Annotated in this window: 11 protein-coding genes and 1 pseudogene; 2 read left to right on the forward strand and 10 right to left on the reverse strand. The window is 40.4% G+C overall.

Annotation, left to right across the window (positions count from 1 at the left end; genetic code table 11):
* Positions 1-78: 78 nt before the first annotated feature.
* The 5 genes from H9N25_RS12770 to H9N25_RS12790 form a co-directional block, all read right to left on the reverse strand.
* Positions 79-648: an HAD hydrolase-like protein gene (locus H9N25_RS12770; protein WP_223833371.1), complete on the reverse strand. Its 570-nt coding sequence runs from the start codon at positions 646-648 to the stop codon at positions 79-81.
* A 53-nt stretch (positions 649-701) separates the two neighbouring features.
* Complete coding sequence (mgtE, locus tag H9N25_RS12775) at positions 702-2,078, reverse strand: magnesium transporter (RefSeq protein WP_167295123.1); 1,377 nt, start codon at positions 2,076-2,078, stop codon at positions 702-704.
* A gap of 320 nt (positions 2,079-2,398) precedes the next feature.
* A complete protein-coding gene (locus tag H9N25_RS12780) occupies positions 2,399-3,394 on the reverse strand; it encodes a glycoside hydrolase family 43 protein (protein ID WP_190326123.1) in 996 nt (331 codons plus the stop codon).
* Between the two features lie 20 nt (positions 3,395-3,414).
* Positions 3,415-4,734: a glycoside hydrolase family 43 protein gene (locus tag H9N25_RS12785; protein ID WP_190326124.1), complete on the reverse strand. Its 1,320-nt coding sequence runs from the start codon at positions 4,732-4,734 to the stop codon at positions 3,415-3,417.
* Between the two features lie 152 nt (positions 4,735-4,886).
* Positions 4,887-6,035 (reverse strand): family 43 glycosylhydrolase, encoded by a 1,149-nt coding sequence (locus tag H9N25_RS12790; RefSeq protein WP_190326125.1) that lies wholly within the window; start codon positions 6,033-6,035, stop codon positions 4,887-4,889.
* Between the two features lie 298 nt (positions 6,036-6,333).
* Between H9N25_RS12790 and H9N25_RS12795 the strand changes: the two genes are divergently transcribed.
* Positions 6,334-6,690: a response regulator transcription factor gene (locus H9N25_RS12795; RefSeq protein ID WP_169502360.1), complete on the forward strand. Its 357-nt coding sequence runs from the start codon at positions 6,334-6,336 to the stop codon at positions 6,688-6,690.
* A gap of 256 nt (positions 6,691-6,946) precedes the next feature.
* Here H9N25_RS12795 and porV read toward each other — a convergent pair whose 3' ends face one another.
* From porV to H9N25_RS25465, 3 genes and pseudogenes are all read right to left on the reverse strand, one after another.
* Positions 6,947-8,119, reverse strand: coding sequence for a type IX secretion system outer membrane channel protein PorV (porV, locus tag H9N25_RS12800; RefSeq protein ID WP_167295127.1), 1,173 nt, complete (start codon positions 8,117-8,119; stop codon positions 6,947-6,949).
* 86 nt (positions 8,120-8,205) lie between these two features.
* Complete coding sequence (locus H9N25_RS25460; protein ID WP_407947457.1) at positions 8,206-9,411, reverse strand: hypothetical protein; 1,206 nt, start codon at positions 9,409-9,411, stop codon at positions 8,206-8,208.
* Positions 9,412-9,597: 186 nt separating this feature from the next.
* Positions 9,598-10,655 (reverse strand): annotated as a pseudogene (locus H9N25_RS25465) (beta-galactosidase); the annotation flags it as partial.
* A gap of 383 nt (positions 10,656-11,038) precedes the next feature.
* On the opposite strand from H9N25_RS25465, the gene H9N25_RS12810 reads away from it, so the two are divergent.
* Complete coding sequence (locus H9N25_RS12810; RefSeq protein WP_190326127.1) at positions 11,039-12,736, forward strand: cellulase family glycosylhydrolase; 1,698 nt, start codon at positions 11,039-11,041, stop codon at positions 12,734-12,736.
* A 98-nt stretch (positions 12,737-12,834) separates the two neighbouring features.
* On the opposite strand, the gene H9N25_RS12815 is transcribed toward H9N25_RS12810, so the two are convergent.
* Both H9N25_RS12815 and H9N25_RS25305 read right to left on the reverse strand, forming a co-directional pair.
* Positions 12,835-14,097 (reverse strand): alginate lyase family protein, encoded by a 1,263-nt coding sequence (locus tag H9N25_RS12815; protein ID WP_223833372.1) that lies wholly within the window; start codon positions 14,095-14,097, stop codon positions 12,835-12,837.
* 565 nt (positions 14,098-14,662) lie between these two features.
* Positions 14,663-15,043: an alpha-L-fucosidase C-terminal domain-containing protein gene (locus tag H9N25_RS25305; RefSeq protein WP_223833770.1), complete on the reverse strand. Its 381-nt coding sequence runs from the start codon at positions 15,041-15,043 to the stop codon at positions 14,663-14,665.
* Positions 15,044-15,052: the final 9 nt, after the last annotated feature.

A 15,052-nucleotide genomic window follows, 5' to 3' on the forward strand; every position in this document is an offset into this window, starting at 1 on the left:
GGGACTGACGACTCTTTTATCAATATTACAAAATATATTCTATGTAAATGAGCGAAATTCGCGGGGAATAATTATCAATTAAACCTCTAATCCGTAAGCGGCCAACTGTACTTTGGTATCTTCGTAATCGGTATGATGAATGCCTCTTAAACCCAAACCTTCAGCAACCTGTACAAAAAGCATCCGATCGTCTATATATAAACTTGTTTCTACATCGCTCTGCGAAATATCGATGGCCACCTTAAAAATATCGGCATCGGGTTTACGAAAATGCACAAAACTTGATGATACGAAGAAATCAACAAATTCATTCAGTTTAAAGGTATTGATGCGGTATTGGTTTAGCTCCCTTCCTTCGTTACTGATTACGGCTACCTTTAGGTTATATTTCTTTTTTAAATCGCAGATTAACTGAATCATTTCCGGGTAAGGAAGCGATTTTTTAAACATAAATTCTTTAAAATCATCGTAACTAAAATTCCGCTCTTCGAAGAAAACGATACGCTCCAGGTATTCATCAAGCGTTAGTTTACCCACTTCATAAGTATCGAAGGTAAGGTGGTGGCGCTCTTCGAGATCAACAGAGTCGAGGTTAAAAAGTACCGAAGCCTCTCCCCTTGCATGCCTATCCCAGCCATTGGTTAACAAAACGCCCCGATATCGGTAAAAAGTGTGGTAATTTTCTTTTGCATGATTTAAATTTAAAGTAAAACGCCTTTTAAAATTAATACGGCTACACTGAAATAGATTACAATACCGGTTACATCTACCATTGTAGCTACAAATGGTGCTGATGAGGTTGCAGGGTCGAGTTTCAGCTTTTTCAAAATAATAGGCATCATCGAACCGATTAAACTGCCCCACAAAACAATCCCAACGAGGGTAAAAAATATGGTAGTTGCGATTAAAAACCAATGTGGGCCATAATTATAGAGGTGTAATTCTTGCCAGGTTACAATGCGGACAAAACCGATCGTGCCTAAAATAATACCCAGTAAGGCTCCTGAAACAAGCTCTCGGCGCATTACGCGCCACCATTCTGCAATGGTTACCTCACCTAAGGCCATGGCCTGGATAATTAATGTTGACGCCTGAGAACCGCTATTGCCACCGCTACTCATAATTAATGGGATAAAAAGCGACAGTACTACCGCCTTTTCGAGTTCGATTTCGAAGTGCTGCATGGCTGTTGCGGTTAACATTTCGCCCAAAAACAGAATGATTAACCAACCAGCCCGTTTTTTCACCAGTTTTAAAATTGGGATATCAAGATAAGGCTCATCCAAAGCCTCGGTACCCCCAATTTTGTGCATATCTTCGGTATATTCTTCATTGGCAATCCACAAAATATCATCAACGGTAACAATACCTAACAGGATGTTATTTTCATCCACTACAGGTAAAGCTACTCGGTTGTTCATCCTGAAGATATTGATTGCATCTTCCTGAGGATCATTTGCTTTTAAGGCAATAAAACGTTTATCGGTCAGTTCACCAATAATGGCTTCAGGATCGGCCAATAAAACCTCACGTATCCTGATATCATCCAGCAACACACCTTCTTTATCAATTACATACACGACATCGATGGTTTCGGAGTTTTTTCCGTAACGCCTGATATGCGCTAAAACCCTACTGATAGACCATTCAGGTTTTACGGCGATGTAATCGGGCGTCATTAAACGGCCAATACTATCTTCTTTATAACCAAGGAGTGCGAGCGATTCTTTACGTTCTTCGGGTGGTAAAAGTGTGATCATTTTTTTTACCACATCACCTTTTAACTCGCTAAAAAGTGCGGTACGATCATCGGGTGGCAGATCTTTGATGATCTGATTGAGTTTATTGCCCGAAAGTTTTTTAATGATGCGCTCCTGGGTAGGAAAATCAAGAATCCGAAAAACATTTACTGCCCTATTAAGGGATAAGGTTTCGATAAATTTAGCTGCATATTGTGGAAGTTCATCAATCAGTTCTTCAACATCCGAAATATTCAGTTGATCGAGATATTGCTTTAAAGCCTTATCATTTTCTTTTTCAAGTAGTTCCTGAATTTCTTCCACAACCATTTCTTCCATACACAGCTATTTAATTTGTTACATGCCTAAACCTCAATTAACGGTTCGCAAAGGTGCATTTTTATTTCTTAAAAAGCCAATGGTGTAGGTTTAAAATCGGTCAGAAAGGTTTCTTAAAATAAAAATAATAGGGAATAAAGTGAATATAGGAGCTTGCTGCTTTATGATTTAATCATTTTTTAACATAAAAGATACCTCAACGTTGGAAGTTATTTTTGATAAGCATTTACAGATTAAAAATAACCTTAATTTTTAATGAAGTGACTGGTTTGATTTTCGTGCTACATATCACGCATTGGGTTTCAGTTTGGGCTATTCGCCTACTTACCCCGTATCGTTGTTCCTTCAGATGTCATAACTATCCTTTTTATTGAGCCGTCTGGGTTATAAAAAAGGCGATCTATGCATACTGATCTGCTAAAGCTGTTGCCGTCTCTTTGTCTTGCTCCATTATGATAGATAAAATACCAATTACCCTTGAACTCAATAATGGCCTGATGATTTGTCCCACTGTTGCCGGCAACCTCGTTCAAAATCCCCCTGTAAGTATATGGCCCCTCTATTTTTTCTGCGGTAGCGTAGGCAATCTTTTCGGGAAACCCAGAGGCATAAGAAAGGTAATATTTTTTCTTGTACTTATGTATCCAAGGTGCTTCCTCGAACTGCATGCCATCAAATTCGATCCTACCTACTTTCCCATCAATTTCTATCATATTCTTTTTTAGTTTAGCGTAATAGCATACGCCATTTCCCCAAAAAAGCCAGCCTTGGCCATCATCATCTATGAATACCGTTGGATCTATACAGGTCCAGGAATGCTTAGAGGCAAAACAGTCAGCATTTGTCAGCAAGGGCTTGCCCAGCGCATCGCGGTATGGGCCCTGGGGCCGATCTGCCGTTGCAACACCGATGCCAGAACCGTTTGTACTAATATACCAGTAATATTTGTTGTTACGTTTAATCACCTGGCCAGCGTAAGCACTGCCACTTTTATCCCAACTGAAATCCTCCAGTTTCAAAGGAGTAGGATATTCTGTCCAGTTTTGAAGATCAGTAGTAGAAAATACGCACCAATCTTTCATTTTATAGCCCTTTTGGCCACCCGCAAAGTCATGCCCTGTAAAAAGCCAGAGTGTATTATCCACAACAATTGCGGCCGGATCGGCAGTATATTTATGGTTAATAATAGGATTACCATTAGATCGAAAATTAAACAGGGAATCGGTCACATCCTGTGCATTAGCAATAGAGATTAGTAGTAGTTGCAGGCCAATCGAGTACAAAAGTATCCGGAAATGGTAAATAGATCTATTCATGGTCGTGTTTGTTATTTTTGTTATTTCTGTCTTGTTGCCAGTTCTTTGGGTAATCCTGGCCATTTTTGCCCTAAACGTTGTGCTTCTTTTGCGGTGATATTGATTACCGTTCCATGTCGGGGATTGAAGTTTTTAATAAAGGATTGCGGTGGGGCAAATAGGAATAGATCTGAACTACGCTGAAACTCATAACGGTGGTCGCGGTACATATCGTACATCAGGACATAATCTGATGAGTTATTTAGTTTAAATATACCCGAACCTTCAACTGAAATATGTTTCTCTGCGTAGGCATCGAGGTATTTAAAGTCCTCTATCCACGGCCCTTGCAATGTCTTTGCCGTTGCCTGTTGGATACCGTTCTTGAATTCTTTTCCATTTTCGTCTTTGGTATTACCCTTGTAAAAGAAGTGATAAAGGCCATCTTTGTATATGATGTCGCCATCAATTGCTCCATATTTTGCCTTGAACATCAGTTTTGGTTCTTCTTCAAACGCAGTAAAGTCTTTGTTTGCATAGGCACAATAAAAATCAAGTGCAGGATCATTCTTCAACCGTACCGTAAAATAAACCATATACTTATTTACCGAAGGATCGTAGATGGTTTGCGGAGCCCATACCCATTTTACATTAGGAAACTTTTTTGGATAACTTTTTTCCAGGTCGATGATGTTATGTTTCCAGGTGATCAAGTCGCTTGATCTCATCATAACAATGCCTGGATTGTGTTCCCATCCATTCTTCACGGTAAACATGTCTGTTGCTACCAGGAAAAAATCGTTGATGTTCTCGCCGCGCAGCAAGTGTGGGTCGCGGATACCGCCGGTAGCAGAGATCAGCTCAGATGATATGATTGGCTGGTTATTATTCAAAGCTGACCAGTTTATCGCATCGGCACTGATGCCATAACGCAATTGTTCCTGTAACTCTTTTGGCCCCGTTCCTTCAAAATAGGTAAAAAGGTAGGCGTCAAATGGTGGATCCTCTTTCGCAATCCTGATTTTAAAAGATTTCGTTAACGTTTCCTTTCCAAGGGTAAGGTTTGCTGTTAAGATTACATCTACCGCTTTACCAGCTCTGGGTGCACGTTTGAGTAGTTTCCCGTTATTGTCAACATAGGATGGATTGCTCGATTTCCAGCTGATTGTAGAGCCGTTCCCACCCTTAATGGTTAGTGGCAGATCCCATTTTAGGTTCTGCGTAAAGCCGATTGGGATGAGGAGTGCTTTTTTGTCCTCATTAAGTTTTACCCGAACAGATGTTACCGACTGCGCCCCTGCAGTCTGTGTACTATATATAACCGCAAGGGTAATAATAACGGTTTGGATCAATTGTTTCATTGTTTTAGTATATCTGTTCAATTTTTAAATTTAGTGCCAGGTTTCTGGAATAATGCCAACCGTTAGGCTCTGGTAAGATGGAAACTTCACCATTCTTCTGAGTATAATATTCATAGCTGTCATACATTGAAGATTCGATTTTGGTTCATATTCTATTTTTTTATTGGATTGATTCCTTTGAGCGTTGGAATGATCTTCCTAATTCTTCCATCGGATTCAAATTCCATTCGGTCAATACATACCTCTCTATTGTATCCAGCATCCCTGCCCATTTTTATCCCATTTGGAAACTCGAACCGATGGTACACAATATACCATTCGTCTTTTTTAGGCAACTGGATTACAGAATGATGTCCGGTTCCATAAATCCCTTGAACGGTATCTTTTGCTAAGATGAGGTTATTATCAGGAATAGTAAGTGCACCAAGTGGAGCGCTGGCTGTAGCATAACGCACTCTGTAATCGGGACTCCGCGTATCGTTCTCCGACCACGAAAAGTAATAGATTCCATTTCGGTAAAAAACGTTTGTTCCTTCGCGAAATGTATTATCTGGTTTAAGAATAGTGAGGGTTTCTGATTTGAGGCTAACCATGTCTTCGTTCAATTCGGCGGCAGCCATGAACCCGTTTCCCCAATAGAGATAGCTTTTACCAGTTTTCGGGTCTGTAAAAACATCGGGGTCTATGGTCAATCCTTTGGTAATTCCCGCAGGTCGTTGGTCCACAAGTGGCTTTCCACTATCAATAAAAGGCCCTGTAGGAGAATCTGATACTGCGACTCCGATCTTCAAAGCTGCAGTAAAATAATAGAAGTACTTATATTTTCCGTTTACCTTTTTTTCGGCGATACAAGGAGCCCATGCATTACGGTCTGCCCAGGTTACATCTTTTCCCAACTGCAAAATAGTACCTTCATCTTTCCATGAAACGAGGTCTTTTGATGAAAAGACCTTAAAGTAGTTACCTGTCCAGTTCTTGAAACCATCGGTAGTAGGATAGATATAATAACGTTTTGTTTTGTTGGAATAGATGATGTCAGGATCTGCATAATGCCCAGTGAGCACAGGGTTTGCATTGTTTTTAATTTGGGCAACAACGGTCTGCACAAATAGCATGGGTATAGCCAATAGTACCGCTCCCACCCGTGATGAGTAGCATTTAAAATTCATTAAAAGCGCCTGAAGGCCAAAAAAAAGAAAAAAATACTGTTTTGCGAGTTTTTGAGTCCTGAATTTAACGTCTAATTTATTTTTTGCCGATACCTGCATTCGGTCGCGAACAGGGTAGATTTTGATAATCATACTTGATATTTGGTTTTGAAGTTGTCTGACCGTAGAGCTTAGTTTTACAGTAGAAATATAAAGACTAAAATAAATAATAAATGTTATAACAACGTTTATTATTTGGTTTTTTATTTTTGCATGAGGAAGAAACTAATCAAGTGCCCGTTTTTGTGACAAAATTGCTCATACTGTCGTAAAACAGTGCTGCAATCACCGAGTCTCTTCCGCTTCAATAAATTTTGGATCTCTTTTAAAAAAAAATAAACCAGAAAAAGATTCAAATGTTAATATACAGGCGAAAACTAATAATGAGCTGATGAGAAAATATATATTGGTTGTTGAAGACAACAGTGATATAAGAGAAATCGTTTATCTTCTCTTAAGTGAAGACTACGAGGTACATTTTTGTGAAGATGCAACAACATTCCGAAACACGATATTTAAGAAACGTCCCGACGCTGTGATTTTAGATGTTATGCTGCCTGACGGAAACGGGATTGATTTATGCTGTGAAATAAAGTCAGATTACAGAACGGGGCACATCCCGGTATTGATGATGTCTGCAAATTCCTCTCTTGAAGAAATCAAAAAGAAATGTGATGCCGACGATTTTATCCCCAAACCCTTTAATATTGATCATTTCATTAATAAGGTTGCGGTTATGGTAGCTTAATTTAGAGATATCTTTGTTACTAACTCATGCATTGGTAATATGCAAATAAAACTGTAAGAGACCGGATAAAGGCTGAACAAAACTTACATACCATATTTTTTTTTGCATAAATGAGGTTTCCATCTTATCCTAATTAATTTTTAACGGTAAAATGCAGGTCATTTAACTAAAAAAAATACAAAGTAATATTTCAAAGCCTTCACAAAGTGAAATCCGTAGTCGTTTGTTCAGAAATTGAGTTTGTTTAACTTTTATTTTATCTGATCTTACTAAAATTTGCCTGCAAACCAAACCTTATGGTATTTCTTAGCGGACTCTGAACTGATCCCATCAGATAGGAGAAATCGAAGGTAAAACGGCTATAACGAACTCCCAAACCAAGGGTAAGGTAAGAAGCGTCTGCCTTTTGAGGATTTTGATAAAGGTAGCCTGTACGCAGGTATAGTGTTTCTTTAAAACTGATTTCTGCACCTGCAGATATGCCCACCTCCTGAAGTTCTTCCCTAAAACCTCCAGGAGCATCGCTAAAAGAGCCGAATATACCCGCAGGAACAGAACGGTCAGGATCTTTACCTTTTACTATATTTCCATCAGCATCGTAAATGGGTTGGGTAGGCGCCATCAATTTGTTAAAATCGAGGGCAAAACTAACTTTTGTTGGGCCTTCTCCCATTTTCAGTGCAGAACCTATTTTAAAATTTGCCGGAAGGAAATACGATTTTAACGAAGTGCCATAAATCATCTTGGTACCAATATTAGAAAGGCCAAGACCAAAACTCAATATTGCAGGGGTTCCACCTAACTGGATTTCCGACTTTTCAAGCGCAGAAACATCTACCGCCACCGCTTTACCTGCCCTAACATTATTAACTGCCCCTCCTCCAATTAAGTTACTGTTAATGTAACGCAAATTACCTCCAAGGGCAAATCCGGGACCGAGTTTTAATGCATAGCCTATGTCGAGAGCAAATTCGTTTGGATTATAAACGCCGAGATCCTGAAAATTATCATCACTAAAATTTACATTTCCGATTGAAAAATACCGCAATGAAGCCGAAACCGTATTCCGCTCATTTAATCTGTAATAACCTGTAAGGAACGAAATACTCATACCTGAAGCAAGCTGTTTGAGCCAGGGGCTGTATGAAAGCGAAACACCGATATCTCCATCAGGCAGAAATGCCAGTGCCGAGGTGTTAATTGTGCTGGCGTTAGCATCGGCATTAAGCGCAACCCCGGCATTCCCCATTGCCGCTGCCCTGGGCTGTGGCGTAATAAGCAGGAATGGTACCGCGGTATAAATATTACTTAATCTGCTCGCATCAGCCTGGATACCATTAATGGACTGGGCATTAAGACTATAATGCAATACAACAAGACTTAAAAAGAGCCAATACTTAAAAGGCTTAACCGATAAATAATTTTTCATAATAGTTTCCTGATAATGGACTGATTCATTCTGTTCGTTCTTATGCCCAAGTGCCAAGCAGTATGTTTGCAGCCTGTTCTGCCTATCTAATTGTTGTCGTTATTATAACTGCAGATTTCCATTGCCCGGATTACAGCGCCATTAACGGTTTGCCTTAAGCCGAGCGTAATGTTATTTTTCTCTCCCTCTTTAAGGTTCAGCCAACATTCGGGTATATAGAATTCCCTTTGTGGACCAGCCTCCCAGTGGCGGCCTATGTTATGGCCATTTATATAAATAAATCCATTACCAGAAGCATTGATAAGAAGCCTCCATGTTCTTTTTCCATCATTTTTAGGCAATTTAAATTCTGCCCGGTACCAGGTTAAAAGTGCATTTTGTTTTCCTTTGGGTTGCAGGTTATTTCCCTTGCGTGGGATCTGAAAAGTGGTATCCAGCGGTACAACTTTCCATTGCTTGCTATCAAAGCCATTTTCAGTAAATTTTTGCGCTATACCAGATAAGTTAGCAGAATAATCCCACTCCAACTTTTTGTTAATCGCTGTTGTACCATCAGACAGGCCCGCAATGCGGATGCCGCAAAGTTCTTCCATCGGAAAATATCCATGTTCATGTCCTATATTCTCGTAAACCAGCCATACTTCATTATGGTCTTCTTTCAGTAGCCCGGTCAAATCGAATTGGTTATCGTATTCGGTTTCTTTTAAAAAAGTAAACGATTTATCGCGTTGGCGGGTAACCTCTGAAACCCACTTTTCAGCAGGAAATATACGGGGAGCAATTTTGCCGTTAACTTCCATATTTATGATATCCCTCGAATAGGTGTTGAATAACATTCGTGTATATTTACCAACTTCTTGTTTATTCAGGTTGAAACCTGAGCGGTAACGAACGTAGCGCAAATCATTTATCTCCATTTCAGGTAAAGATTTTCCCTGGTATAAGGGGTGCCAGAGGCCTTGTGCATCTTCATTGTATTGTTGTACTGATTTAAAACGAAAGCTAACCGGCAAGGATACTTTTGCTATTGGTGCCTGGTAATACCACCAGATGCCTTTTTCAGCACCGCCTGTTGGAGGAATAATCAATACTTTTGTTTCAAGTGGTCCCAAATCGTAACGGATTAAAAGATCGGTTAACATTCCCTTTGTTGTATCGGCTTCATTTTTACTTTTAATCAGGACTTTATTTTCATCCTGATCGATGTTGTACATAGGCTGTCCGGTATCGCTTTTACCCGCTTTAACTGTTGCAGTACCGCTATTACTTTGTTCTGTAGAACTGTTGTGCATAAATACAAAGCGTGTTCCATCTGCAGATATACGTTGTGCACCCACAATTTCGGCCGGAGCACTTTCAAAGCTGCATAAGCCACCTTTTGAGTTAATAAGCTCATGCCCATATTTTTTAATGAAATCACCTAAATTTTGTGCAGCATAATATTTTGGAGATAATGCTCCATTTTCACGGATCGCTGCGTTATAATCATAAGTTGTGGTTTGCCCCCGGGCACCCCAGCCCGCAAAATGCGTTCCTCCAACAAACACATAAGGGAAAATACCTGTGGCACCTCCTGCAATTGACATCATTGCGAGGGCATAAAAATGTTTGTCGTTAGAGTAATGCTCTTCACTCAGTTTCCCTCCTACTGTTGCAAACCAACCACCTTGCAGCTCAGTAACGAATCCAGGGGCATCGGGCTGCTGTTGTTTTAAATCGCCCATGCGTTTTGCACAACTAATAGCATCTTTCAAACCAACATAATAGTTATCGCAATCGAAAACCTGCGATAATAAAGGATCTTTGCTTCCGCGGGTTTCAGATGTTAGGCAGGTAAATACAGGTATCGTTATCCCCGTGCCGCGCACACAGTTGTACATACGTTGCAAGGCATGAGATTTGTTTGTTGTTTTGTGTGCATTGTACTCATTTTCTATCTGTAAAAGAATAATTCCTTTCTTGCCTTTTTGTTTCGCGGTGATCTGCTCTTTCTGAATAACTTTACATACCGCTTTATACCAGTGATCGTGCCAGTCCAGATAACGGTCATCAGCACTTCGCAGCCAAAAGCCCTCCACATCATCAGGACGGAACTTAGCCAGCCAGCGGGGATAGCCCCTCCTGCAAATTCGGCACAGATAAATGCCCCTGGCCGGATAACAGTATAGAAACCAAACTCTTCCTGAGCCATACGAATCCAGTCTGTAAGATCTTTGAAATTAAACTGAGAATAGTCATTCAGCCCCTTCGGCATATTTAACTCACAAAGATTCCATGGAACATATGTTTCAACTGTGTTAAAGCCTGCCGACTTTATTTTGGAGAAACGATCACGCCAGAGTGCTTTAGGTGTACGGAAATAATGAAAAGCGGCACTGTAAACAAAAGTTTGTTTGCCTTCTATGTATAAACAGGCCCCATCGTACCTGATTTTATCAGGAAAGGGAAAAGACTTCTGCGGTTGAAGGTTTTGAGACTTTGACGACAGGGTTATTGCCATCATGATCAGGAACTGAAAAATTGTTTTTTTGAACATTCGAAAAAATAGGTGTTTAAATTCTAATCTGGCTGAGAGTAGATACTTTTACAATTGACAAAGCAAAATGAAAACAATACTCTGTCGGTTTGTTGTAATTGAATAAAAAGGCAGCAAATACCTCGACATTGCATCCTTTGGCCTTACGCGATTAACATTTAACTTTTTTATTATAAAATTAACTGCCAATAAAAATTACGGTACAAAATCGCATTGTTCCTGTTCATTAGTTTTTTAAGCTGCCATGCAAATCATGGTTAACATCTGTAGATAATAATTTAACAAATGAGCCAATATATTTATACATAAGCTACTAATTTCGTTAACATAAGGGGTTGAAAGGTGCTGCATCGATCATAAAATCACTAACCAAATACCATAATATGAGAACACTAAATTACCTAACAGGCATTATGCTGGCTGTTTTAGCGCTAGGCTGCCAAAAACAAAAGATTGAAAATCCTACAGTCCTTCAATCTACAAAACGAGCGGTTACCATGCCAACCGCCACGAGTTATCCCAATTATAATACTTCGCCACAACCTGCAGACCAATCGGGGGTTGGTAGTACCGCAGTCCAGCTTGCTGCTAAATTTACACTGGGATGGAACGCCGGTAATAGCCTGGAAGCCATAGGTGGCGAAACCTATTGGGGTAACCCCGCACTTACCCAGGCAATGATTGACCAGGTAAAAAGAAGTGGCTTTACGGCAGTACGGCTTCCCTGTTCATGGAACCAGTATATGGCCAACACCAGTACTGCTCAGCTTCAGCAATCGTGGCTTAACAGGGTAAAAGATGTGGTCCAATACTGCGTAAATGATGGTTTATACGTAATCCTGAATATCCACTGGGACGGAGGGTGGTTGGAAAACAACTGCACTACAGCCCAACAGCCCTATGTAAATGCCATGCAAAAAGCATTCTGGGAACAGATTGCAACACAATTGCGCAATTTTGATGAACATGTTATTTTTGCCAGCGCCAATGAACCAGCAGTTTCTGATGCTACAGGAATGGGCGTACTGTTATCTTATCATCAAACTTTTGTAAACGCGGTTCGATCTACCGGTGGTAAAAATAGTTACCGTACACTTGTAATTCAGGGGCCTAGTACCAATATAGACCATACCAACAACCTGATGAACACCTTACCAACTGATTCGGCCCCTAACCGATTAATGGTAGAAGTACACTACTATACCCCGTTCAATTTCGCAGGACTACCAGATGACGTAAGTTGGGGAAATGCCTTTTATTATTGGGGTAATGGTTACCACTCCACCACTGATGCTTCGCGAAATGCTACTTATGGAGAAGAAGCAGATGCCGGACCACAATTTGCCCTGATGAAAACTAAGTATATTGATAAAGGTATACCCGTTATACTTGGAGAATACGGCGCAATCAGGAGACCTAATACTTTATCAGGTGATAACTTAACTTTACACCTGGCTAGCAGGGCTTATTATATCAACCATGTTACCCGGCAAGCGGTGCAATACGGATTAAAGCCATTTTATTTTGATGATGGCGCTTCAGGAAACAATGCATTCAGGATCCTGGACAGGCAAAATATTGGTGCAGCTGACCAACAAGCTTTGGCAGCGGTTGTACAGGCAGGCCAAAATGCCAATACTTCAAGCATTCAGGCCGGGCAAATTTACCAGATTTACAATAGGTATAGCTTTAAAGCCCTTGAAGCTGCCGGTTGGGGCAGCTCAAACGGAACAGTTGCACAGCAATGGTTATATGGTGCAGGCGCTAATCAACAATTTAAGGTAGAGGATGCAGGCAGTGGATTGTTTCGTCTTACCCCAGTTCATGCACCTACAAAGTGCCTGGAAATTAATGGCTGGAGCACCGCTGATGGTGGACAGGCCGTTTTGTGGGATTACAATGGCACTGCGAATCAAAAATGGTCTATTCAGATAACCGACAATGGTTATTACCGGATATCGAATGCCAATAGCGGGAAAGCGCTTGATATGACAGGCTCATCGTTAAACAATGGAACTGCTGCTGTACAATGGTCGTACTCCGGAGGAAGAAACCAGCAATGGGGATTTGTAAAAATCTAAAGATCAAAGTCTCCAGTTAATCTTGCTGACACAACCATATACAATAAAGGCTTCATCTTAATCGATGAAGCCTTTATTATTATTTAACGTATTATTATTTAACGGGAAAAGGTCAAGGTCCCAAAGCCTAGCTGATCATAGCCCCCACTATTTGGCCCATAGTCTCCGCCTCCACCCTCAGGCCGTACTTTTTCGGCGAATTGGGTCGTATACGTAGCTGTTTTACCTTTTACCTTCACATAATAATTGTAAACCAGCTCCCATCCCGGGCGGATGTTACCCCTACCACCACTTGAGATAACCGTTTGATTTGAATTTTCGCAGTTATTATAGGTGGTAAAGGGAACAGTATTGGTTGTATTGATATTATAGGCGGCTATGTATTCGCTAACCCCTAAAAGTGGCGGATTAACATGGCTCCAGGGGTTATAATCAAAAAAGTTCTGGCCCTGATTATACAGCATCTGGCAAAAGGTTCCGAAAAGGGGAACCTCCATTGTAGCATGGCCCTGATCTCTTCCAGCCTCCTGTGCCTGATCCATACCATTAGGATAAGTTGCTGTTGTTACCCTTCCGATGTAGGCGGTACCGGTTCCACTGTGCTGGTAATAATCTATAGCATAATTAATCTTGGCCACATCATCACAAAGAATGCCAATAGCTAACACCGTGCATAAGTTAGACATATCCCAGTTAAGCCAGTAATGGGTACCGCAGGTGTTGTTATGCCTGTTCAAAAAATCGCTCGAAACCGGATAATATACATTAAGCATGAAATTTTTAAAAGCGGCGAAATCTGCTGCAGACCAACCGCTGTAACCACGCATAATTTCTGCAGCATTTGCCCATTGGTACCCTTGCAATCCTGCAGCCAGTTGTTTATTGCTATCACCATCAATATACTTGCATTTAACTGCCCAAGCATTCATAATGGCTACGGCATTTGCACCACAGGCTGCATCTCCCTTAATTTTCCATCGTAAGGCATTTTGATAAGCTGCCGCAGCATCCTGACATGCCAGAATGTAATTTTCTCCTCTTCCGCTTGCTGCTCTTCCACGTACGATTGTATCTACCGGCCGTGGTACATAAGTGGCAGCAGAGCGACCATTAGCTACAAGTTTGTTCCAACCATCCAGCCAGGGTTGTGCCCCTGCATTTACCTTGGTTGTCATTCGGATAAAATCAGCTGCAGAGTGAAGCATCCCTGGGTGTACAACAGTAGTTACCCGCCCAAGGGCAGTAGCAACCATTTGTTTTCCGGGCGCCAGACCGGTGCTCAAATTTGTAGTATCCTCAGCGGCAATTGGTTTACTGCATCCAAATGACAGGAATGCGATGCATAGCATGATTTGATTCATTTTTGTTTTCATAGGGTATATATAAATGAAGATTAAATACTATTATTTAAAGTATTCTCAATAGTCAGCTTATTTTAAACGGTTATACGCTTTTTTAAAGGCAAAGGTTGCCCAATTGGCCGTAACCAGATGTATCAAGTACTGTTCCATACTCCGCTTGTCTTTTGTAATACATAGTGATATGCTTCTACCCTATTGTAATTTTACGGAAACTCACAAAAACAGCATTAAAATTCTCATTTACAAATATTTACAACCATTAACAGTGATTTTTTTCAACTTTATTTCTTATAAGACAAAATCAGTATTTTTCTATACTCTTTCCGCTTAATTTTTCTTAAAAAATGATGTAACAACTTGAAGTTGTGCAATTTCAGCAAAAAATCAATTGTTTATTTGCAAAACCAGGACAGTTCAAGGATTTCATTGCGTAGACTAAATTATTCAGTGGTATCAGGAGACAGTGCAGTTGCCAAAACTCTTTCAGGAATAGTAAAATACAAAGATTGGATCACCATACAGGTTGACCCAATCTATAACTGTTAAGCAATTAATTATTTTAAGCTTAAGTAATTTTAAGGGCATTAGCGTAGGAAGCCTGTGGCTGATTTGCAGGAAAATAAACCTTTAAACCTTGTGAATTTCTTTCAAAACGCAAATTTTCTTTGGTAGCAAGCAGTTGCACAGTGTTTATTTTTCCGGGATAATTTAATGATCCTTCGGCCAGACTGGAAATCAAAACCGAACCTTCAGCAGGCCAGGCCATAACCGTAGCAAACAATTCTTTTTCTTTAACGGCAAACCGGATATCTTTATCACTAAAAGGTACACCTTTGCCTTCATTAAATCCTTGCGCGCTTAATTTAGGTGATTTTTCCTGTGCAGGTCCTTCTCCAAAAATTTTCCATGGCCGGGTGCCATATATACTGTCTCCGTTCGCTTTCATCCATACGCC

It is taken from the genome of Pedobacter riviphilus (assembly GCF_014692875.1).
Taxonomy (GTDB): Bacteria; Bacteroidota; Bacteroidia; order Sphingobacteriales; family Sphingobacteriaceae; genus Pedobacter; species Pedobacter riviphilus.

Excerpts from the sequence above, each read along its gene's own strand:
- H9N25_RS12790 (WP_190326125.1), bottom strand. The coding sequence starts at position 6,035 with ATGATTATCAAAATCTACCCTGTTCGCGACCGAATGCAGGTATCGGCA.
- H9N25_RS12785 (WP_190326124.1), bottom strand. The coding sequence starts at position 4,734 with ATGAAACAATTGATCCAAACCGTTATTATTACCCTTGCGGTTATATAT.
- H9N25_RS25460 (WP_407947457.1), bottom strand. The coding sequence starts at position 9,411 with ATGCACAACAGTTCTACAGAACAAAGTAATAGCGGTACTGCAACAGTT.
- H9N25_RS12810 (WP_190326127.1), top strand. The coding sequence starts at position 11,039 with ATGAGAACACTAAATTACCTAACAGGCATTATGCTGGCTGTTTTAGCG.
- H9N25_RS12815 (WP_223833372.1), bottom strand. The coding sequence starts at position 14,097 with ATGAATCAAATCATGCTATGCATCGCATTCCTGTCATTTGGATGCAGT.
- mgtE (WP_167295123.1), bottom strand. The coding sequence starts at position 2,078 with ATGGAAGAAATGGTTGTGGAAGAAATTCAGGAACTACTTGAAAAAGAA.
- porV (WP_167295127.1), bottom strand. The coding sequence starts at position 8,119 with ATGAAAAATTATTTATCGGTTAAGCCTTTTAAGTATTGGCTCTTTTTA.
- H9N25_RS12780 (WP_190326123.1), bottom strand. The coding sequence starts at position 3,394 with ATGAATAGATCTATTTACCATTTCCGGATACTTTTGTACTCGATTGGC.
- H9N25_RS12795 (WP_169502360.1), top strand. The coding sequence starts at position 6,334 with ATGAGAAAATATATATTGGTTGTTGAAGACAACAGTGATATAAGAGAA.
- H9N25_RS25305 (WP_223833770.1), bottom strand. The coding sequence starts at position 15,043 with ATGAAAGCGAACGGAGACAGTATATATGGCACCCGGCCATGGAAAATT.